19 protein-coding genes and 1 pseudogene are annotated in these 21345 nt (G+C 68.7%); 15 read left to right on the forward strand and 5 right to left on the reverse strand.

Annotation, left to right across the window (positions count from 1 at the left end; translation table 11 throughout):
* Positions 1-120: 120 nt before the first annotated feature.
* The 12 genes and pseudogenes from WKW77_RS15025 to WKW77_RS15080 all read left to right on the forward strand — a co-directional run bounded on the left by WKW77_RS15025 (position 121) and on the right by WKW77_RS15080 (position 13280).
* Positions 121-1404 carry a metal-dependent hydrolase family protein gene (locus WKW77_RS15025; protein WP_340357660.1) on the forward strand — a complete coding sequence of 428 codons (1284 nt, stop codon included), beginning with the start codon at positions 121-123 and terminating at the stop codon, positions 1402-1404.
* Positions 1401-2342: a branched-chain amino acid ABC transporter permease gene (locus tag WKW77_RS15030; protein ID WP_340357661.1), complete on the forward strand. Its 942-nt coding sequence runs from the start codon at positions 1401-1403 to the stop codon at positions 2340-2342. The genes WKW77_RS15025 and WKW77_RS15030 overlap by 4 nt, the downstream gene beginning before the upstream one ends.
* Positions 2339-3502: a branched-chain amino acid ABC transporter permease gene (locus WKW77_RS15035; RefSeq protein ID WP_340357662.1), complete on the forward strand. Its 1164-nt coding sequence runs from the start codon at positions 2339-2341 to the stop codon at positions 3500-3502. Before WKW77_RS15030 ends, WKW77_RS15035 begins: the two co-directional genes overlap by 4 nt.
* On the forward strand, positions 3499-4752 hold the full coding sequence (locus WKW77_RS15040) for an ABC transporter substrate-binding protein (protein WP_340357663.1): 1254 nt from the start codon (positions 3499-3501) through the stop codon (positions 4750-4752). The genes WKW77_RS15035 and WKW77_RS15040 overlap by 4 nt, the downstream gene beginning before the upstream one ends.
* Positions 4753-4760: 8 nt before the next feature.
* Positions 4761-5582 (forward strand): ABC transporter ATP-binding protein, encoded by an 822-nt coding sequence (locus tag WKW77_RS15045; protein ID WP_340357664.1) that lies wholly within the window; start codon positions 4761-4763, stop codon positions 5580-5582.
* Positions 5579-6088: pseudogene (locus tag WKW77_RS15050) on the forward strand (ABC transporter ATP-binding protein); the annotation flags it as partial. The gene WKW77_RS15045 and the pseudogene WKW77_RS15050, both read left to right, overlap by 4 nt.
* A gap of 528 nt (positions 6089-6616) precedes the next feature.
* A complete protein-coding gene (locus tag WKW77_RS15055) occupies positions 6617-7834 on the forward strand; it encodes a Tm-1-like ATP-binding domain-containing protein (protein ID WP_340357994.1) in 1218 nt (405 codons plus the stop codon).
* A gap of 18 nt (positions 7835-7852) precedes the next feature.
* Positions 7853-8686, forward strand: a complete 834-nt coding sequence (locus WKW77_RS15060) for a phosphoenolpyruvate hydrolase family protein (protein WP_340357665.1) — start codon at positions 7853-7855, stop codon at positions 8684-8686.
* A 209-nt stretch (positions 8687-8895) separates the two neighbouring features.
* Entirely contained in the window at positions 8896-10590 is a 1695-nt protein-coding gene (locus WKW77_RS15065; RefSeq protein ID WP_340357666.1) for a flotillin family protein, read from the forward strand.
* Between the two features lie 3 nt (positions 10591-10593).
* Positions 10594-11028, forward strand: a complete 435-nt coding sequence (locus WKW77_RS15070) for an SRPBCC family protein (RefSeq protein ID WP_340357667.1) — start codon at positions 10594-10596, stop codon at positions 11026-11028.
* A 357-nt stretch (positions 11029-11385) separates the two neighbouring features.
* Positions 11386-12861, forward strand: coding sequence for an SRPBCC family protein (locus WKW77_RS15075; protein WP_340357668.1), 1476 nt, complete (start codon positions 11386-11388; stop codon positions 12859-12861).
* 20 nt (positions 12862-12881) lie between these two features.
* Positions 12882-13280, forward strand: a complete 399-nt coding sequence (locus WKW77_RS15080; RefSeq protein WP_340357669.1) for a VOC family protein — start codon at positions 12882-12884, stop codon at positions 13278-13280.
* Here WKW77_RS15080 and WKW77_RS15085 read toward each other — a convergent pair.
* The 5 genes from WKW77_RS15085 to WKW77_RS15105 all read right to left on the reverse strand — a co-directional run bounded on the left by WKW77_RS15085 (position 13267) and on the right by WKW77_RS15105 (position 18410).
* Positions 13267-14241, reverse strand: a complete 975-nt coding sequence (locus WKW77_RS15085; RefSeq protein ID WP_340357670.1) for a Bug family tripartite tricarboxylate transporter substrate binding protein — start codon at positions 14239-14241, stop codon at positions 13267-13269. The genes WKW77_RS15080 and WKW77_RS15085 overlap by 14 nt on opposite strands.
* Positions 14242-14268: 27 nt before the next feature.
* A complete protein-coding gene (xerD, locus tag WKW77_RS15090; RefSeq protein WP_340357671.1) occupies positions 14269-15180 on the reverse strand; it encodes a site-specific tyrosine recombinase XerD in 912 nt (303 codons plus the stop codon).
* Positions 15181-15535: 355 nt separating this feature from the next.
* Complete coding sequence (locus tag WKW77_RS15095; protein ID WP_340357672.1) at positions 15536-16138, reverse strand: SCO family protein; 603 nt, start codon at positions 16136-16138, stop codon at positions 15536-15538.
* Entirely contained in the window at positions 16135-16527 is a 393-nt protein-coding gene (locus WKW77_RS15100; protein ID WP_340357673.1) for a c-type cytochrome, read from the reverse strand. The genes WKW77_RS15095 and WKW77_RS15100 overlap by 4 nt, the downstream gene beginning before the upstream one ends.
* 53 nt (positions 16528-16580) lie before the next feature.
* Positions 16581-18410 carry a galactose oxidase early set domain-containing protein gene (locus WKW77_RS15105; RefSeq protein WP_340357674.1) on the reverse strand — a complete coding sequence of 610 codons (1830 nt, stop codon included), beginning with the start codon at positions 18408-18410 and terminating at the stop codon, positions 16581-16583.
* 206 nt (positions 18411-18616) lie between these two features.
* Here WKW77_RS15105 and WKW77_RS15110 point away from each other — a divergent pair, with 206 nt between their 5' ends.
* The 3 genes from WKW77_RS15110 to WKW77_RS15120 are packed head-to-tail and all read left to right on the forward strand — an operon-like array spanning position 18617 to position 21343.
* A complete protein-coding gene (locus WKW77_RS15110) occupies positions 18617-19837 on the forward strand; it encodes a helix-turn-helix domain-containing protein (protein ID WP_340357675.1) in 1221 nt (406 codons plus the stop codon).
* A gap of 44 nt (positions 19838-19881) precedes the next feature.
* Entirely contained in the window at positions 19882-20556 is a 675-nt protein-coding gene (locus WKW77_RS15115) for a Vgb family protein (protein ID WP_340357676.1), read from the forward strand.
* Positions 20557-20587: 31 nt separating this feature from the next.
* A complete protein-coding gene (locus WKW77_RS15120; protein ID WP_340357677.1) occupies positions 20588-21343 on the forward strand; it encodes a DUF899 domain-containing protein in 756 nt (251 codons plus the stop codon).
* The last annotated feature ends 2 nt before the right edge of the window (positions 21344-21345 follow it).

The following is a 21345-nucleotide window of genomic DNA, read 5'->3' on the forward strand; positions in this document are numbered from 1 at the left end:
TCCCCCAGTCTTCGCCCACTTCGTGTCGCTACGCCAACCCCCTCGCCGGGGGCAACACCAGCGGCCCGGCAAAGCCGGTTCCACGGTGTTCCTGGCCTGGACTCATGAGAGGAGCAGGTCATGACCGACGTCGTCTTTACCAACGTCCGCATCCTCGACGGCACCGGGCAGAACCCGTACGGCGGCAGCGTGCTGGTGCGCGGCAACCGCATCCGGCAAGTGGGCCGCAGCACCGCGCCGATCGCACCCGCCGGCGCCATGGTGGTCGACGGCGCCGGCGCGACGCTGATGCCCGGCATGTGCGAGGCCCACACGCACTTCTCGTGGAACGACGCGGCCACGCTCGCAGCGATCCAGCGCATGCCGCTCGAAGAGCATGTGCTGTGGTGCGCGAAGGTCGCGGGCCGCTATCTGCAGGCCGGCTTCACTTCGTGCGTGGGCGCAGCGTGTGCGAAGCCCCGGCTCGACGTGGTGACCCGCAATGCGATCAACTCGGGCCAGATCCCCGGCCCGCGCTACCTCGCCGCGAGCCAGGAGATCACGGTGCCCGGAGGCCTCGGCGACGAGACACTGCCGCACCTGCCCTTCCCCGAGTTCAGCTTCGGCGTCAACGTCAACTCGGCCGACGAGATGCGCAAGGCGGTGCGCATGTTCCTCAAGTACGGCGTCGATTCGATCAAGCTCAATCTCTCGGGCGACAACTTCACGCCCGATTCGCCCGCCGAGACCACCTGGATGAGCGATGCCGAAGTCCATGCCGCGATGGAAGAAGTGCGCGTGCGGGGCAAGCGCGGCACCGCGCATGCGCGCTCGGCCGCCTCGGTCAAGCAGGCGCTGCGCCACGGCATCGACGTGATCTACCACGCGAGCTTCACAGACGAGGAAACGCTCGACATGCTTGAAGCCGCGAAGGACCGCATCTTCGTCGCGCCCGGCATCGCGATCCTCTACGCGATGCTGCACGAGGCCGAGGCCTACGGCATCACCTACGAGAAGGCCTGCGCGATGGGCTACCAGATCGAATGGGACAACGCGCTCGAATCGCTCAAGGCGATGCACCGGCGCGGCGTGCGCATCCTGCCGGGCGGGGACTACGGCTTCGCCTTCACGCCGCACTGCCAGAACGCGCGCGACCTGGAGTTCTTCGTGAAGTACCTCGGCTTCACGCCGATGGAGGCGATCCGCAGCACGACGCTCTACGGCGGCCAGATCATGATGCGGCCGAACGACCTCGGCACCATCCAGGACGGCTACCTCGCCGACCTGCTGCTGGTGGACGGCGACCCGCTCGCCAACCTCGCGATCCTGCGCGACCCGAAGCGCATCCTCGCGGTGATGAAGGACGGCGAGTTCGCCAAGGCGCCCGAGTTCAGTGCACAGCGCCGCTGGGAGCATGCGGCATGAAGTACCGCCGGTGGATTCCGTGGCTGGTGTTCGGCCTGCCGGTCGCGGTGTTCGCGGTCTGGGCGATCGCGGACAACGCATCGCTCTTCTTCAAGACACTGCTCAACGGACTCACGCTCGCGTCGCTCTACTTCCTCGTCGCGAGCGGCTTCACGCTGGTGTTCGGGCTGATGCGCAACGTGAACCTCGCGCACGGCTCGCTCTACCTGATCGGTGCCTACGTCGGCTGGATGGTGGGCGAGCACACCGGCTCGTGGGTGCTCGCGGTGATCGCGGGGTTTCTCTCGGCAGCGATTCTCGGCCTCTTGATGCAGGTGCTGATCTTCCGCCACATGCAGGGGCAGGACCTGCGGCAGACGCTGGTGACCATCGGCCTGTCGATCGTCCTCGCGGACATCGCGTTGTGGATCTGGGGCGCGGAGATCTACACCTTCGACCCGCCCGCGTGGATCTACGGATCGACCACGTTGCCGCTGGTCAACAAGTTCCCAACCTACCGGCTGATGGTGCTGCTGGCATCGATCGTGATCGGCGTCGGCCTGTGGCTGCTGCTCGCGCGCACGCGCATCGGCATGATGATCCGCGCGGGCGTGGACGACCGGGGCATGCTCGCCGCATCGGGCGTGAATGTGCAGCGGGTGTTCGCGCTGACCTTCGCGATCGGCGCCGGCCTCGCGGGCCTCGCGGGTGTGGTCGGCGGCACGGCACTGTCGGTCTCGCCGGGCGAGGACACGCGCTATCTGCTCGCCTCGCTCGTCGTCGTGATCGTGGGCGGCATGGGCAGCGTGGTCGGCGCGGCGATCGGCGCACTGCTGATCGGGCTTGCCGAGCAGTTCGGACTCGCCTACGCACCCACGTACAGCGTGGTCTTCACCTTCGTGATCATGGTGATCGCGCTGGCCTTCAAGCCGCGCGGGCTGATGGGGAAAGCGACATGAGCGCCGCACAGTGGCGTCGTGCGATGAACTCGTCGGCCGCGGCGGCCGGCGTGGCGCGGCGCGGCCGTGACGCAGTGGCTCTTCAGCCGGTCGCGCGTGCCTCCACGCCCCCTGTCGGCGCGCCTTCGCGCTGGGCCTCCGCGTGGCGGGCGATCCGCGTGCGGCATGTGCTCGTGCTCGCCTTCGTGCTGGCCTACCCCTTCGTCGCCTCGCCCTTCTTCACCTACCAGATCGGCGCTCAATCGCTCGCGCTCGGGCTCATCGCGCTGTCGCTCACCTTCCTCGGCGGCTACGGCGGCATGGTCTCGCTCGCGCAGATGACGGTGGCGGGCTTCGCGGCCTACATGCTCGCGATCTTCGGCACCAGCAGCAACATTTCCATCAGCCTCGGCTGGCCGTGGTGGCTGGCGCTCGTCGTCGCGATCGCGCTCGCCACGCTGGTCGCGGCGGGCATCGGATGGCTCTCCGTGCGCACCGAAGGCATCTACACCATCATGATCACGCTCGCGGTAGGCGTCGCCTTCTTCTATCTCGCACAGCAGAACTACACGCTGTTCAACGGATTCCAGGGCTTCAGCAAGCTCGCACCGCCGACGATCGGCGGGCTCGACCTGCATCAGCCCGTGCCCTTCTATTTCATCGTGCTGGCCTGCTCGCTCGCAGGCTACTTCTGGGTCAAGTACCTGGTGCGTGCGCCTTTCGGCGTGGCGCTGCAGGGCATCCGCGACAACCCGCGCCGCATGCAGGCGCTGGGCTTCAACGTCACCGCGCATCGCGTCGCGGCCTATGCGGTCAGCGGCTTCCTCGCGGCCGTGGGCGGCGTGCTGATGGTCTGGTACAACGGCCGCATCTCGCCCGGCACCGTGGGCACCGGCGCGATGATCAACATCCTCATCATCGCCGTGCTCGGCGGCATGAAGCATCCGATCGGCGCCTTCATCGGCGCGATCGTCTTCGTGCTGCTCCAGAACTTCGCGATCGACCTCGTCGACCGCGAGCGCTTCAATCTCGTGATCGGCGGGGTCTTCCTCGCGATCGTGCTCTTCTCACCCGACGGACTGCTCGGCCTCTGGCAGGGCGCGCGCAACCGCCTGGGCTCCTCTTTCCCCCACCGCGGCCCCGGCCGCTTTCATCGTCGACAACAAAGGAGCGAGACATGAGCAGAGACAGAAAAGTGTTCGTACGCGGCATCGTCGCTGCGGCGGCGCTGGTCACGGTGACCGGCTTCGCGCACGCGCAGGAGACCTTGAAGATCGGCCTGCTGGCCACGCTCGAAGGACCTTTCGCCGCGCCCGGGCAGGACAGCATGCGCGGCGCGGACCTCGCGCTCAAGCAGAAGAACGGCATGGCGGGCGGAAAGAAGATCGAGTTCGTCAAGGTGTCGTCCGACGCGACGCCCGACAAGGCCGTGAACGCGACGCGCAAGGCGGTCGAGCAGGACAAGGTGCAGATCATGATCGGCCCGCTGTCCGGCGACGAGGGCATCGCGGTGAAGAACTACGCGAAGACGCAGCCCAACATCACCTTCATCAACGGATCGTCCGGCGCCCAGGCGGCGACGCTGTCGGACCCCGCGCCGAACTTCTACCGCTTCAACACCGAGGGCGCGCAATGGATGGTGGGCCTCGGTGAGCATGCGCTCTCCAAGGGCTACAAGAAGACCTTCCTGATCGCGGAGGACTACGGCTTCCCGTATTCGCAGGTGCAGGGCTTCATGGCGAGCTACTGCGCCAAGGGCGGCAAGGTGGTCGACAAGGCGTGGGTGCCGCTCGGCACCAAGGACTACGCCTCGGTGATCGCGAAGATCCCGAAGGACGTCGATGCGCTGCTGGTGGTGCTCGGCGGCTCGGACGCGGTGAACTTCCTCACCCAGTACGAGCAGGCCGGCGGCGACAAGCCGATGATCGGCGGCTCGATCACGGTGGACCAGACGGTCCTCAACTACAAGGGCAAGCGGCGCGAATCGCTGCTGGGCACCGCCTCCGCCGGGCCGATGGCCGACTCGATCGACACGACCGAATGGAAGAAGTTCGTGGCCGACTACAAGGCGAACTTCAAGGACGGTTTCCCGAGCCCGTCGCTCTTCGCGTACCTGTACTACATCAACACCAAGGCGACGCTCGATGCGCTCGACGCGGTGAAGGGCGACCTCTCGAACGGGCAGAAGGCCTATCGCGAAGCGCTGCAGAAGACCAACTTCGTCGGGCCGGCCGGCGTGGTGAAGATCGACAGCAACCGCAATGGCGTGGGCACCACCTACATCACCGAGGTGACGAAGGCGCCGGATGGCTCGTTCTACAACAAGGTGGTGAAGTCGGTGCCGGACATCTCGCAATCGCTGGGGCTGCCGGATGCCGACTTCAAGAAGATGGGCTTGGGCAGCCGCGACGTCCCGGACTGCAGAACCTGATCTGAAGCATGGCGACGATCACCCCCTTTCGATCCACGGCATCGCGCAGCGCCATGCCGGGCAGCGGCGCGGGCGCCCAGCTGCTCTCGGGCGATGCCCTGCGGCTCACGGGGGTGACGCGCGCGTTCGGTGCGCTGCGTGCGGTGGACGATGTGTCGCTCACCGTGGCGGCGGGCGAGAAGTACGCCATCCTCGGCTCCAACGGCGCGGGCAAGACCACGCTGTTCAATGCGATCACAGGCGACTTCCCGCCGACCGCCGGCCGCATCCACTTCTTCGGCGAGGACATCACCGAACTGCCGCCCTACGAGCGCATCCGCAAGGGACTGCGTCGCACGTACCAGTCCTCGCTGCTGTTTCGCGAGCTGTCGGTGCGAGACAACCTCTTCCTCGCGGTGCGCGGGGTGGCGAACGGCCGCTTCAGCTTCCTGCGCGCGCGCGGGGCACATGCATCGACACGGGCCACGGAGGATCTGCTCGAGCGCACGCGGCTGTCGCACATCGCCGACGAGAAGGTCGCGAACCTCGCGCACGGCCAGCAGCGGCAACTGGAGATCGGCATGGCGCTCGCGGGCGCCCCGCGGCTGATTCTTTTCGACGAACCCGCCGCCGGACTCTCGCCGGCCGAGCGGCGCGAGCTGGTCGCGCTGCTGCGCTCGCTGCCGGCCCACATGAGCTTCGTGCTGATCGAGCACGACCTGGAGATCGCATTGCGCGTGGTCGACCGCGTGACGGTGATGCACAACGGCCGCACGCTGCGCACAGGGAGCCCCGAAGAGATCGAGGGCGATGCGCAGGTGCAGGCCATCTACATGGGGAGCCGCCAATGACCGGCTGGTTCCGCAGCGGACGCGCCGAGCGCGAAGGCACGCTGTCCGGCAATGCGCCGGTGCTTGCGATCGATTCGCTCGACGTGTTCTACGGTCATGCCCATGCACTGCAGGGCGTGAATCTCGTGCTGGAACGTGGCGTGCTCGGCATCGTCGGGCGCAACGGCATGAGCAAGACCACGCTGTGCAACGCGATCACCGGCATGGTGCCGGCGCGCGGCAGCGTCCGGCTCGCGGGCGAGGAGATCCTCGGCCTCGCGCCGAACGAGATCACGCGGCGCGGCATCGCCTACGTGCCGCAGGGTCGGCGGGTGTGGCCCTCGCTGTCGGTCGACGAGACGCTGCGGCTCGTCGCGAGCAAGCGGCGCGAGGTCGACCGCATCTACTCGATGTTCCCGCGGCTCGCCGAACGGCGGGGCCACGGCGGCGCCCAGCTGTCGGGCGGCGAACAGCAGATGCTCGCGATCGGCCGCGCCCTGCTGCTCGATCCGAAGCTGCTGGTCATGGACGAGCCCACCGAGGGGCTTGCGCCGGTGATCGTCGAACAGGTCGCGCAGTCGCTGCGCGACCTCGCCGCCGAGGGCCGCATCGCGGTGCTCCTGATCGAGCAGAACCTCGGCGTCGCGATCTCGGTGGCGGATCGGATCGGCGTGATGGTCAATGGGCGCATCGCGCAGCAGATGCCCGCCTCGCAGCTCGCGGCGGATCTCGACCTGCAGGAGCGGCTTCTCGGCGTGCGCTCCAACGGCCACGACGAAGAGCCCGCCGGCACCGAAGCCCCGAGCGAAGAGGCCGCGCCCACACAGACACAGGTCTTCACCGTGCGTCGCGCGCATGGCGACGGCACGCCCTCGCTGGACGACATCGCGCCGCGCACCGTGCGCGGCTTCACGCGCTGGAACGCGGGCGGCACGGCCGCACCGGTGACCGACATCGTGCGCCAGCCGGCGCAAGCGCCCCAGCCAGCCGCACCGGCGCCGGCGCCCGTCGCTGCCGCGCCGCAGGTCTTCGACTTTCCGGTGGCCGCGAGCAGCGTGCGTGCCGCCTACGTCTGCGGCACCTTCGACACCAAGAGCCGAGAGCTGTTCTTTCTTCGCCAGAGTCTGGAGCGGCTCGGCCTGCGCGTGGTCACGGTGGATCTCGCGACTTCCGGCAAGCCATCGCCCGCGAGCGTGCATCCGCGCGAAGTCGCGCGCCACCATCCGCAGGGCGAATCGGCCGTGTTCAGCGACGACCGCGGCAGCGCCACCGGCGCGATGGCACTCGCCTTCGAGTCTTTCATTCGCACGCGGCGCGACCTCGGGGGAATCATCTCGGCGGGCGGCTCGGGCGGCACCTCGATGGCGACGCAGGGCATGCGCGCACTGCCGATCGGCGTGCCGAAGGTGATGGTCTCGACCATGGCGAGCGGCGACACGCGGCCTTATGTCGGCCCGAGCGACATCTGCATGATGTATTCGGTCACCGACGTCCAGGGCATCCACCGCATCAGCGAGGCGGTGCTCGGCAACGCGGCGAACGCGCTCGCGGGCATGATCGCGCACCCGCCGGTGGTCGCATCCACCAGCAAGCCCGCGCTCGGCCTCACCATGTTCGGCGTCACCACGCCTTGCGTGCAAATGCTGACCAAGCGGCTGGAAGACGCCTACGACTGCCTCGTCTTCCACGCGACCGGGGTCGGCGGCCAGTCGATGGAGAAGCTCGCGGATTCCGGCCTGCTGGCCGGCGTGATCGACGTGACCACCACCGAGATCGCGGACGAGATCGGCGGCGGCGTCCTCTCGGCCGGGCCGACGCGGCTCGACGTCTTCGCGCGCCACGCCCTGCCCTACGTCGGCTCTTGCGGCGCGCTCGACATGATCAACTTCGGCGCCTGGGACACGGTGCCCGAGCGCTTCCGGGCCCGCAAGCTCTACCGGCACAACCCGACCGTGACGCTGATGCGCACCACGGCCGATGAATGCCGCGCGATCGGCGAGTTCATCGCGGCGAAGCTCAATGCAATGCGTGGCCCGGTTCGCTTCCTGATCCCCGAAGGCGGCGTCTCGGCCATCGACCGGCCGGGGCAGCCTTTCCACGATCCCGAAGCCGATCGCGCCCTCTTCACCGCGATCGAGCAGAACTTCCGCACGGGCGCCGAGCGCAGGCTGCTGCGCCTTCCGCTGCACATCAACGACGAGGCCTTTGCCGACGCGCTGGCCGCCGCGTGGCACGAGGTGTCGCGCCCGGCCGCGAACATCCGGCGAGCCTGAACGGAGGAGGAGCCAGCCATGCCACGCATCGCCCGCACCACGCTGCTGCAACGCCTGCGCGAGAAGATCGCCTCCGGCCGCCCGATCATCGGGGGCGGCGCGGGCACCGGGCTGTCCGCCAAATGCGAGGAGGCCGGCGGGATCGACCTGATCGTGATCTACAACTCCGGCCGCTACCGCATGGCGGGGCGCGGATCGCTCGCCGGACTGCTGGCCTACGGCAACGCCAACGAGATCGTCTGCGAGATGGCGCGCGAGGTGCTGCCCGTCGTCCGGCACACGCCGGTGCTCGCGGGCGTGAACGGCACCGATCCCTTCATGATCACCGACGAGTTCCTGCGCCGGCTCATCGCGCTGGGCTTCTCGGGCGTGCAGAACTTCCCGACCGTGGGGCTGATCGATGGCACCTTCCGCGCCAACCTGGAGGAGACCGGGATGGGCTACGGTCTCGAAGTCGACCTGATCGCGCGCGCCCGCGAGTTCGAGCTGCTGACCACCCCCTACGTCTTCAGCGCGGCCGATGCACGCGCCATGGCCGGAGCGGGCGCCGACATCGTGGTGTGCCACATGGGCCTGACCACCGGCGGCGCGATCGGCGCGGAGACCGCGCTCACGCTCGACGACTGCGTGCCGCGCATCAACGAATGGGCGGCCGCCGCGAAGTCGGTGAAGCACGACACCCTCGTGCTGTGCCATGGCGGCCCCATCGCCACGCCCGAGGACGCGCGCTACGTGCTCGCACGCTGCCCCGACTGCCACGGCTTCTACGGCGCCAGCTCGATGGAGCGGCTGCCCACCGAGACGGCGCTGACCGAGACCACGCGCCGCTTCGTTGAAATCAAGCGAAATTGAGAGGAGACGACCTCCATGTCAGTTTTCAATGACCCGCCACGCCACCCGCAACCCATGAACCAAGCCGGCCAGCGAAGCGAGGCCCGTTCGGGGAACCCCGCGGAACCGGCTTGGCCGGGCCGCCGGGGTTGCCCCCGGCGAGGGGGTGCCCGAGCCACACGCAGTGGGCGAGGCTGGGGGAGAGTTTGATTCAAGAGGAGACGACATCCATGTCAGGTGCTCAATTCGGCAACTTCATCCTCGGCCTGATCGTGGTCGCGATCGTCGTCGCGCTCGCGGTCTGGCTGCTGCACTGGCTGTACCTGCGAAGCTCGAAGGAGCGCGCTTTCGTGCGCACCGGACTGGGCGGCCAGAAGGTGGTGCTCGACGGCGGCGCGTTCGTGCTGCCGATCGTGCACGACGTGATCCCCGTCAACATGAACACGCTGCGGCTCGAAGTGAGCCGGGGCCGCGACAAGGCGCTCATCACCAAGGACCGCATGCGCGTGGACGTGATCGCCGAGTTCTACGTGCGCGTGGCCGCCAACCCCGAGGCGGTCTCCGCCGCGGCGCAGACGCTAGGCCTGCGCACCATGGAGCCCGAGCAGCTCAAGGAACTGGTCGAAGGCAAGTTCATCGACGCGCTGCGCACCGCCGCCGCCGAGATGACGATGGAGGAACTGCACGAGAAGCGCGCCGCCTACGTGCGGCGCGTGCGCGAAGCCGTGGCCGGCGACCTCACGAAGAACGGGCTGGAACTCGAAGCCGCATCGCTCACCCAGCTCGACCAGACCGCGATGGAGTACTTCAACCCCAGCAATGCCTTCGACGCGGAGGGCCTCACGCGGTTGACCGAGCAGATCGAGCATCGCAAGAAGCAGCGCAACGATGTCGAGCAGGACACGCTGATCGCCATCCGCAACAAGAACCTCGAAGCCGAGAAGCTCTCGCTGGAGATCGACCGCGAGGGCGAGCATGCGCGCCTGGCGCAGCAGCGCGAAGTGGAGATTGCCCGCGCACGGCAGCGCGCCGAACTCGCCGCCGAGCGCGCCCAGCGCGAGCAGGACGCGGAGAGCGCGCAGATCGCCGCCAAGCAGAGCATCGACGCGGCACGCATCCGCTCGGAGCAGACCGTGGAGCAGGAGCGCATCGGCAAGGAGCGCGCGATCCAGAGCGCCGAGATCGAGCGGCGTCTGTCGCTGGAGCTTGCCGAGCAGCAGCGCGCCATCGCGATCGCGCGCGAGAGCAAGGCGCAGAGCGAAGCGCAAGCCGAGGCCGAAGTCGCACGCGCACAGGCCGTGGCCGCTGAAGAAAAGGTGTTCACTGCGCGCGAAGTGGAGATGGCCGAGCGCAAGAAGGCCATCGAGCTCATCGCCGCCGCGCAGGCCGCCGAACGTGATGCGCTGCGCCTCACCACCGCCGCGCAGGCCGAGAAGGACGCGAGCGCCGATCGCGGCGCCGCCTTGCGCGCGCAGGCCGAGGCCGACGCGGACGCCGACAAGATCAAGTCCATGGCGATGCGCGTGCGCGCCGAGATCGAGGCCGAGGCGCAGCGCATGATGAACGAGGCGCACAACATGCTCAGCCCCGAGGCGCGCATGTCCGCATTGCGCATGAAGCTGGTCGAGAAGGCCGAGGCGATCATCCGCGAATCGGTGCGGCCGATGGAGCGCATCGAGGGCATCAAGATCCTGCACGTCGACGGGCTCGGCGGTTCGTCGGGCGGCGAGCGCAACGGCGACGGCGGCGGCTTTGCCGACGGGCTGGTCAATTCGGCCCTGCGCTTCCGAGCGCAGGCCCCGCTGGTGGACCAGCTGCTGCGCGAGATCGGCATCGAAGGCGGCGACATCCAGCGCCTCGTCGGCGAGGCGAGCGGCGCGCAGGCGGCCCTGCCCGCGGGCGCGCCGAAAAGCGGCGGGGAATAGCGCATGGTGCAGGTCTATGTGTCGAGCGTGATCGACGCCAGTGCGGACAACGTGTGGTCGCGCATCCGCGACTTCAACGGCATGCCGCTCTGGCACCCGGGCATTGCCGACAGCCGCATCGAGAACGGGCAGCCGGCAGATCGGGTCGGCTGCATTCGGCACTTCCACACGCGCGACGGCGGCACGATCCGCGAACGGCTGCTCGCGCTGTCGGACTACGAATACAGCTGCACCTACGAGATCCTGGAAAGCCCGATGGGCGTTGCGAACTATGTCGCCACCCTCAAGCTCACGCCGGTGACCGATGGCGCCCGTTGCTTCGCCGAATGGAGTGCGGAATTCGACTGCGATGAAGACCGCGAGCGCGAGTTGACCGAAACGATCGGGCACGGTGTGTTCCAGGGCGGCTTCGATGCATTGAAGCGGCATTTCAGATGAACTCTTCTGGGCCTTTTTTGGGATACCGGTTCGACCGGTGGGGGCGGGATCGCGCCGACGGCGTACTCTGCTCCGCGAATGTCCCCCGGCCTTCGGCCTCCTCCTTTATTTCGCTGCGCAGAGCACGCCATCGGCGCGATCCGTCACGGCAGTGCCTGGTCGGCCGGCACCACGCAGCGTTTCTCGTGGCGAGGATGCCGGGTGGTCCCCGCAGCGAAATAAAGGAGGAGGCGAAGCCGGGGGACATTCGCGGAGGGGACCACCCGGCGTCCTCGCCACGCACCCGGGGCGCTTCACCGCGGTTTCCGACAGCGCTTCGCGCATCGCCGAGAACGCCCGACACCAAGGCGTATTGAAATGCTCCAGCGTGTCACCCGCTCCACCGTCATCGACGCACCGATCGAGCGCGTGTGGGCCGTGCTGCGCGACTTCAACAGCCACGACCAGTGGCACGACGTGGTCGAACAGAGCCGCATCGAGGCGCAAGAGCGCAGCGACCAGGTGGGCTGCGTGCGCAGCTTCACATTGCGCGACGGCAATCGCATCCGCGAGCAGTTGCTGACGCTCTCGGACACCGAGCACAAGAGCACTTACTGCATCGTCGAAGCCACCGTGCCGCTGCAGCGCTACGTCTCGACCGTCACCCTCAAGCCGGTGACCGACGGCAACCGAACCTTCTGGCACTGGACCTCGACCTTCGCGACGCCGCCCGGCATGGAACGCGAGCTGCGCGAGATGGTGGCGCGCGATGTGTACGAGGCCGGCTTCGAGAACCTGCGCCGCCACCTGCGCCGGGGCGGCGACATGCGCGCGGCAGGGAGCGCGCCGATGCCGACCGCCCTGCCCCTGCCCGCGCGGCGCATCGCGATCGAGCGCTACGGCGGACCGGAGGAATTGCGGCCGCAGACCGCCGCCGTGCCCGCGCCCCGCGACGGCGAAGTACGCATCCAGCAGCGCGCGATCGGCGTGAACTTCCTCGACGTGTATCTGCGGCGCGGCTGGATTCCATCGCTCATGCCGGTGTCGCGCGAAGCGCCCGGCGTCCCCGGCATGGAAGCGGCCGGCAGCGTGCTCGACGTGGGTCCGCAGGTGACCGGTGTGCTGCCCGGCGATCGGGTCGCGTACCTCGGCCCGCTGCCGGGCGCGTACTGCGGCGTGCGCTGCGTGCCGGCCGAATGGGTGGTGCGCCTGCCCGCGGCGGTGGAAGACGCGACCGCCGCGGCACTGCTGCTCAAGGGCATCACCGCGGACTACCTGCTGCGCGACCTCGGCCACGTGCAGCGCGGCACGCGACTGCTGGTGCATGCGGCGGCCGGCGGCGTGGGTCTGCTGGTCTGCGCGTGGGCACGACGCCTCGGCGCGACCGTGATCGGCACCGTGTCGAGCGAAGAGAAGGCCCGCGTCGCGCGCGAGCACGGCTGCGAGCACGTGATCGTCACGCGCGACTACCGCTTCGCCGATGCGGTGCAGCGCGCATGCGGCGGCGCGGACGTGGTGATCGACGGCCTGGGCGATGCCGCGCGGGACGAGAACCTCGCCGCCCTCGCGCGGCGCGGCCACTGGATCAGCCTCGGGCAGGCCAGCGGCCCGCTCTCGCCGCTGCCGCCCGACGCGCTGGTCGCGAAATCGCTGACCTTCTCGCGCCCAGTGGTCTTCGACTACACCGCAACGAACGAACAACTCGCGCAGCGTGCGCAGCGCGTGTGGGACGCGCTCGCCGACGGGTCGATCCGCCCACCGCCGATCGAACGCTTCAGCCTCGATGCCGCCGCCGATGCGCACACCCGACTCGAATCGCGCGCGACCATCGGCGCGCTGGTGCTGGTGCCCTGACCCTCGCAAGGAGAACAACAATGATCGTCGGCATGAACCACTTCACCGTGATCGCGGAAGACCCGAAGGCGACGCTGGACTTCTACACCGGCCTGCTCGGCCTCAGGGTCGGCCATCGGCCCGACCTCGGCTTCGAAGGCGCGTGGCTCTACGGCGATGCCCCGCAGGCGGTGCTGCACCTGTACTTCGACCGCCCGCCCCCGGCCCAGCGCGCAGGCGTCATCGATCACATGGCCTTCACCGCGCGCGGACTGCGTGAGGTGAAGGCAAGGTTCGATGCGAGGGGCACCAAGTACGAGTTGCGGCAGCAGGCCGGCGCGGGCACGTGGCAGCTGTTCTGCCACGATCCCAACGGCGCCAAGGTGGAGCTCGACTTCGATCCGTCGGAGACGCTCCAGGGACCGCTCAATCCGCCTTGATATTGGCGGCCCGGATGATCTGCCCGTTGCTCTCGAACTCGCTCGCGATCTCGGTCGAGAACTCTTCCGCCCGCCCGCCGGTCGGCACGTTGTCCGTCGCCTGCAGCCGCGCGCGAAGATCGGGGCTCGCGAGCGCCTTGTTGATCTCGACGTTGTACTTCTCGATCAGGATCGGCGACGTGCCCGCAGGTGCGAAGACGCCGAACAGCGACGACTGGTTGGCCGCCTCATAGCCCAGTTCGGCCAGCGTCGGCACCTTGGGCAGGCTGTCGAGCCGCTTCGGCGCGGCCACCGCCAGCGGCCGCAGCTTGCCGGTCTGGATCTGCGTCGCGACCGAAGGGCCGGCATTGGTCGACAGGATTTCGAACTGCCCGCCGACCGCATCGGTCAATTGCTGGCCGCCGCCCTTGTACGGGATGTGCGTGATGTCGACCTTCGCCGCCGAACGCACCTGTTCGAGCACGATGTGCCCCAGCGAAGCCGGACCCGAGGTGGCCCACCGCACCGCACCAGGCCGTGCGCGCGCATCTTCGATCAGCGACCTGAAATCGCGCGTTCCCGTCGCCGGCGTCGCGAGCAGCAGCACCGGCGAATACATCACGCTCACCACGGGCGCGATGTCCTTCATCGGATCGAAGGGCGACTTGGTGAGATGCGGGTTGAGCACCAACGGGCTGATGGACGAGAAGCCCAGCGTCGCGCCGTCGGGCGCGGCCTTGGCGACCGCATCCATGCCGATGGTGCCGCTCGCGCCGGCCTTGTTCTCGACGATGAAGGTGACGCCGATCTGCGCCGACAGCTTGTCGGCCAGCGCGCGTGCGATGACGTCGCTCACGCCGCCTGTCGGGTAGGCCACGATGAGCCGGACGGTCTTCGGCACCGCCTGCGCGTGCACGGCCGATGCAACGAATGAAAGACCCAGCGCGGCCGCGAGTGCGCGCCGGCGTTTGTTCAAGGACATGAATACGACTCCTGCAAGATCATGGAACTAGCCGCGGGGATGGTGCTGCGCGTGCAGCTGCTTCAGCCGCTCGCGCGCGACGTGCGTGTAGATGGTGGTGGTCGAGATGTCTGCGTGCCCCAGCAACAGTTGCACCGCGCGAAGGTCCGCGCCGTGGTTGAGCAGGTGCGTCGCGAACGCATGCCGCAGCGTGTGCGGCGAGAGCGGCACGTGGATGCCCGCCGCCAGCGCCTGCTTCTTGACGATGACCCAGAACATCGCGCGCGTCATGCCCGCGCCGCGGTTCGTCACGAAGAGGTCCTGTGTCAGCTGGCCGTCGAGGATCGCGGGGCGCGATTCGTGCATGTAGCGTTCGATCCATCGCCGCGCCTCGCCGCCGAATGGCACGAGCCGTTCCTTGCTGCCCTTGCCGAGCACGCGCAGCACCCCGTCGTTGAGACTCATCTCGAAGACCTTGAGCGCGACGAGTTCGCTCACGCGCAGGCCGCTGGCGTACATCAGTTCGAGCATCGCCCGGTCGCGCAGGCCCAGCGGCGTCTCCACGTCCGGCGCCGCCAGGAGATCGTCGACCTGCTTCTCGGACAGCGTCTTGATCGCGCGCGGCATCTGCCGCGCGGGCATCAGGCGCAGGCTCGGATCGGCCGGGATGCGGTGCTCGCGCAGCGCCCAGCGGTAATAGCGCTTGAAGACCGTCAGCCGGCGGTTGGCTGAAGTCGCCTTTCCCTTGTCGGACAGGCGAACGCCCATGTACGCCTGCAGATCGGTCTCCTGCGCGGCATCGAGCGCCTTGGCGCGCTCCGCACCGAGCCATTTCGCGAACAGTTCGAGATCGCGGCGATACGCCGCCAGCGTGTTCCGGGAAAGGCCGTCCTCCAGCCAGAGGGCGTCGATGAATTCGTCGATTTCGGTGGATTCGAGGGTTTCGGGGACCGCAGGCATGCGCGGCAAGATAGCAAAAAAGTGGCGAGCCCCCAGAAACACGCGAAATATCAATACTGCCTGTTCCGTGAGCATCGCAATGGAAGCCAAGCAGGATGCGGCTCCGATGAGATGCTCAGTATGTTGTCCACAGAGTCATCCACCGGTCGCGGGGACAAGAGGCGCTTGACTTTCACGTTTTGGTGCACTGCACAAACCCACTTTTCCCTCGGAAGCGACCCAAGGCGGCTGCATTTCCTGGTGCATGGGCGCTGGCCATGTTGGTGCACGGGGCGTCGTCTTTTCCACAGCCGAAGGCGAGCGGCAACTTACTCAGAAGTCGACCTGGGCCGCCGATCCGCGCGGCGACGCCGGTTCACGCAAACCGACGCAAGGCCTCCAGGACTTCCGCGGCCGGCGGCAGCTCGCTGGTTCGCCAGGCCATTCGGGCGTGACGATCGAAAACGTAGACCTGGCCGGAATGACGATCGCCCGCGGCCGCATTGCGGCTGAACAACGAGAGGAGTTGATCGAGCGCCCGGACGTCGGGCGCCGCGGCGCTCCATCCTGCTGCGGCGCCGAAGCGGAGCAGCCATGCGCTCAGGGCCGCCGGGTCGTCCGCCAATGGATCGATGCTGAGCGACAGCAGGCGGGCGGAGTTGTCGCGCTGCGTCAGAAGCTCGGCCTGCAGCGCGCCGAACAGCGCCCCCTGCAGCGGGCACACCGAGCTGCAGCCGGTGAACATCAGTTGAACCGCGGTGCAGGCACCGGTCAGTTGGGCAACGAGCGTCGGCGTCGCACCGTCGTGGCGCCGCAGCGGCAATGCAGGCGCGGTCGCCAGCGGCGCGACCGGCCCGACGCCGGACCCGGCCCCTGCCCCCGACGGCCATCCGACGCATGCGAGTGCACCGGCCATGACGAACCGCCGGCGTCCGATCGATGCGGGTGTCGCGCAAGCGGAGCCGTCCCGTGCCTTCATGGCTGCGCCCTCGTCAGATAAGCCCAGAGTGCGGCGCACTGCGCATCGTCCACCTCGAAGCGCGGCATCGACCTTGGCAGGACGATGCTGGCGGGATCGATGCCGGTGCGCAGCGTTCGGCAAAAGGATGCCTCGTCATACGCGACGGGGGGCCCGCCGCGACGGGCGCGCGCCTCACGGAGAAGGTTCCGGTCCAGCGACAGCGTCGTGGCGCCTGCGGCGGACGACCGGCCGGGACCGGCATGGCATTGAACACAGCGCGTTGCGGCCGAAGGCAGCGGCGCATCGTGACCCGACAGCGTGCCGGCAAGCGGCTCGGCACCATCGAACAGGCGCGCGCCGCGGGCCACCGCATCCGGTGCCGCGGTCGCCGACGCAGTCGCTGCCATTGCCAACGCCATGATCGCCACCGCCCTTGCGTCCGGCCTGAAGGGATTCCCGGTCACCGGATGTTGATGATACGGGCCACGCTGGGCACGCCGCTGCTGTCCAGCGCGAACAGCATGTAGTTGCCCGGCAGCACCACGCCGCGATCCGCGGGAATCGCCAACTGGTAGCTGCCATTCGAGCCGCTGAAGGACAGCGGGATGCGCCGCTGATCGGTATTCACCGTGTGGGTGACGGAGGACATGCGCAGCAACGCAAAGGCGGCTGCCGCGCGATCGGTCGTCACGGCGATCTGGGTCCCCCATTTCGCGCCGGTGGGCGCCGACGTGATCGATGGCCGCGCCGCCAGCGTGCCGTCCGGGGCCACCAGGTAGGGAGGCGTGTAGATCTCCGCGTCCGTGTGATCGCCGGCGCAGTCGCACAACCCGCCGCCACCCGACAGGACGCGCGCATCCGGCAGCAGGATGGCCACGCTGTGGTAGTTGCGCGGCTTTTGCATCGGCGGCAAGGTGGTGAAGGTCTCGGTCGTCGGGCTCCACAACTCGGCCGGCAGCACGCTGTAGGAGTCGGAGAACGGCAACGGCTGTGTCTGCCCGCCGATCACGAGCACTTCGCCGCTGGGCAGGACCACGCTGTTGACGAAGGTGCGCGCGTAGGCCATCGGCGAGACCTTGCGGACCGTGGGCGGATTCGGCGCGCCCGCGCGGATATCGATGACGTAGGCCGTGTTGAACGCGTTGCCGCTGTCGTGATTGGGCGCGCCGCCCAGCTTGAGGATCCTGCCCACGTCGTACATCACCGCGCCGCCGGTGATGGCGTAGGGGTCGTCGCCGCGCGGCCCCGCCTGAAGGATGGCGCCGCTCCCGCTCGTATCGATCCAGTGCATGGCGGCCGCTGGCCCGGCGTGGAAGACCCAGCTCCCGGCCACGCCGAAGAGCCACATGTGGTTGTCGCCCCGGTAGACCCCGGCGGCGTCCGGGCCGCCCAGCGGCGGGTTCGAGACATTGTTCGTATCCGGCATGTTGGCCGGCACGCCGGAAAGCGTGCGCCAGGTCTTGGTGCTGACCGACCAGACTTCGCCGTACTTGCCCCCTTGGCCTCCATTCCAGGAGCCGCCGACCGTGAACACCGACCCGTCCGACATCGTGGTGCTGGATTGATAGGCGCGCGGAATCCCCAACTGCGCGCCCACTGCCCAGGCGCCGACCTTCGGGTTGTAGACCGTGGTAATGGATGCGTCGCTTCCCCCCGTGACCATCACGCTGCCGTCGTCGAGCATGCTGAGGCCGGGACAGAACATCTGGTGGCCCCTGTAAACCGTCATCGGGGTAGCCGTCCGGGTCACGGGGTCGAACACCGTGGTGTAGGTGTAGGACTCGGTGCTGCTCGTACTGAAGCTCGTGGGTGATCGGGCCGCCCACATCAGCAGTTTGCCGTCCGGCAGGTGGGCTACGGAGGCCGGCACCAGAGGCAAGGAGATCGGGTCGCTCCAGGGCTTGACGGGCGTCGCCATCCCCGCTGCCTTGAAGCGGTACTCGTTGGTTCCCACCCAATTTCCTTTGAAGCGGGAGCTCAACTGCAGCACCAGCTCCGAGCCGTCGGTGGGCAAGTTGGGAACTGCCAGGCTGGTGGCGCTGATGACGACATCGACGATCGGCGTCGCGGAGGAGGCGGACGTGAGCCTGAAGCCGTATTGATTGGCCCCGGTGTTGGTCCAGCTGAAGGTCGCCGAGCTGCCGGAGAGCGTGCTGCCGGGCGTCGGACTGGTCAGGACGGCCGGCTGTCCATCCGGCGCCGGCTTGCTGGAAGCGGTGCCATTGACCTTGGTGTTCTGCGCCCTGCTGCCGCTGCCGTCCGCGCCGCCCTGCCACGCAAGAAATGCCATGAGTGCCAGGGATGCAGGAGCAATCCCGCACAACGCTCGCGCCGATGGAACGTGAAGCATGGTTCCCTCCTTCCGACGGGGAACAGAGCTTATTCCTGCCACACGCAAGAAACAATACGAAAGTCCGCATAGACGCGCACGGAGCGGCGGGGCTCCGCGCGAGGTGCTACTTTGCGGTCGATGCATTCACTCCGCCCCCCGACGCCATGGATTCCCTGATCGCTGCTTCCGCGCGCGCACTCGCAGCCGGTGATCCGCTCGGCGCGCTCAAGCGCGTCGCCTTGCGCGAAGACCCGCCGGCGCTCGCGCTGCGCGGCATCGCCATGGCGCAGCTCGGCGAGCACCCTCGCGCCCGCGAGTTGCTGCGGCGCGCGGTGCGCGGCTTCGGGGCGCATGAAGAGCTGGCGCGCGCACGTTGCGTCGTCGCCGAGGCCGAAGTCGCACTCGCGATGCGCGATCTCGGCGGCTCGCCACGCGCGCTGGCCGCGGCATCGTCGACGCTCGAAGCGCGTGCCGATCGTGCGAATGCCTTGCAGGCGCGGCTGATCGCCGCGCGCCGTCTGCTGCTGCTCGGCCGACTCGGCGAGGCCGAGGGCGCGCTGGCGCGACTCGATGCGCGCGGCCTGCCGCCGTTGTCGGCCGCCATCGCCGCGCTGACCGCGGCGGAGCTGGCGCTGCGCTCGCTGCGCATCGACGCGGCGCATGAAGCGCTCGCCCGCGCGCAGGAGGCGGCAAGCCGCAGCGGTGTGCCGGCGCTCATCGCCGAGGTGGGGCAGGCGCGGGACGCGCTCGACCGCCCCGCGGCACGGCGCCTGTCCAGGGACGGCGAACAGGCCTTGACGCTGGGCGACGTCGCCGCGCTCATGGCCTCCGGCGCAATGGTCGTGGATGCATGCCGCCATGGCATTCGCGCGAACGGCTCGTGGCTCTCGCTCGCGCGCCGGCCGGTGCTCTTCGCCCTCGCGCGGGCGCTGGCCGAAGCCTGGCCGGGCGACGTCGATCGCGATGCCCTGATCGCGACGGCCTTTCGCCTCCGGCAGCCCGATGAGACCCACCGCGCGCGCCTGCGGGTCGAGATCGGTCGGCTGCGTGCGCTCGTCAAGCCGATGGCGGCCATCGAGGCAACCGCGCAGGGCTTCAGGCTCGCACCGTGCCAAGCGCGCGAAGTCGTGGTGCTCGCCCCGCCGATCGACGGCGACCAGGGTTCACTGATCGCGCTGCTGTCCGACGGTGCGGCCTGGTCCACATCGGGCCTCGCGCTGGCGCTGGGCGCGAGCCAGCGCACCGTGCAGCGCGCACTGGTCGAACTGGAAGCCACCGGACGGGTGCGGTCGATCGGGCGCGCGCGGGCGCAGCGCTGGCTGGCGCCGCCACTTGCCGGATTCACGACGATCTTGTTACTCCCCGCTTCGCTGCCGTTTGAATAGAGTGCTCCCAACGGCGCCGATTCCGGCGCGCAACAGGAGCAACGATGAGCGGCAAGACGAACCAGGACAGCGCCCAGGCCCCGGTGCGCGCGGCCGAGGTGGTGCGCGAATACGGCCCCTTCGCGGGCGCCGATCGCATCCACGGCTTGACCCATGACGGCCATCGCGTATGGGCCGCGACCGGCCCGCGGCTGGTCGCCTTCGACCCCGGGAGCGGCGAGTCGACCGCCACGCTCGACCACCCGTGCGACGCCGGCACCGCATTCGACGGCAAGCACCTCTACCAGATCACCGAGTCGCGCATCGACAAGATCGACCCGGCCACCGGCAAGACGCTGGCGTCGATTCCGGCGCCGGGCAACGGCTACGACTCGGGCCTCACCTGGGCCGAGGGCAGCCTGTGGGTCGGGCAGTACCGCGACCGGAAGATCCACCAGATCGACCCCGATACCGGGAAGATCAGGCGCACCATCGAATCCAACCGCTTCGTCACCGGCGTGACGTGGGTCGACGGCGAGCTGTGGCACGCCACCTGGGAAGACGACCAGAGCGAACTGCGCCGCGTGGACCCCGAGACCGGCGCGGTGCTCGAACGCCTCGAGATGCCGCCGGGCAAAGGCATCAGCGGGCTCGAATCCGACGGCGATGGCCTCTTCTACTGCGGTGGCGGAACGAGCGGCAAAGTGCGCGCCGTCCGGCGGCCGAAGACCGTCGCCTGAGCGCCCTCCACATCCGGACCAGGAGCACACCATGACCCCGTCAGACCATCCCGTCGTCTCCCGCGATCGCTGGATCGCCGAGCGCAAGGCCCTGCTCGCCCGCGAAAAGGAGTTGACCCGCCTGCGCGACCAGATCGCCGGCGAACGCCGCACGCTGCCGTGGGTGCGCGTCGAGAAGCGGTACGTCTTCGACACGCCCCAGGGACCGCGCACGCTGTCGGACCTGTTCGATGGACGCAGCCAGCTCATCGTGCAGCACTTCATGCTCGGGCCCGGATGGGAGCAAGGCTGCGTGGGCTGCTCCTACATGGCCGATCACACCGACGGCATGACGGTGCATCTCGCGCAGCGCGACATCGCGTGGGTCGCCATATCGCGTGCGCCGCTGGTGGAGATCGAGCGCTTCAAGCGCCGCATGGGCTGGCAGTTCGCATGGGCATCGTCCAACGGCAGCACCTTCAACCACGACTTCGGCGTGAGCTTCACGCCAGAGGACATGGCCGGCGGCGAGGTCTACTACAACTACGCGATGCAACGCTTCCCGCACGACGAAGCGCCGGGCATCAGCGTGTTCTACCGGGACGAGGCGGGGGACGTGTTCCACACCTACTCCACCTACGGTCGCGGCGTGGAAGTGATGATGGGCACCTACGACATGGTGGACCTCACGCCCCGCGGCCGGGACGAAGGGGGTGGCGCCATGGGATGGGTGCGCCACCACGACCGCTACGAACCGGCGCCATCGAGGGAGCCGGCGGCGGGCTCTTGCTGCAGGTCGCACGACTGAGC

It is taken from the genome of Variovorax ureilyticus (assembly GCF_037889935.1).
Lineage (GTDB): Bacteria > Pseudomonadota > Gammaproteobacteria > Burkholderiales > Burkholderiaceae_C > Variovorax > Variovorax ureilyticus.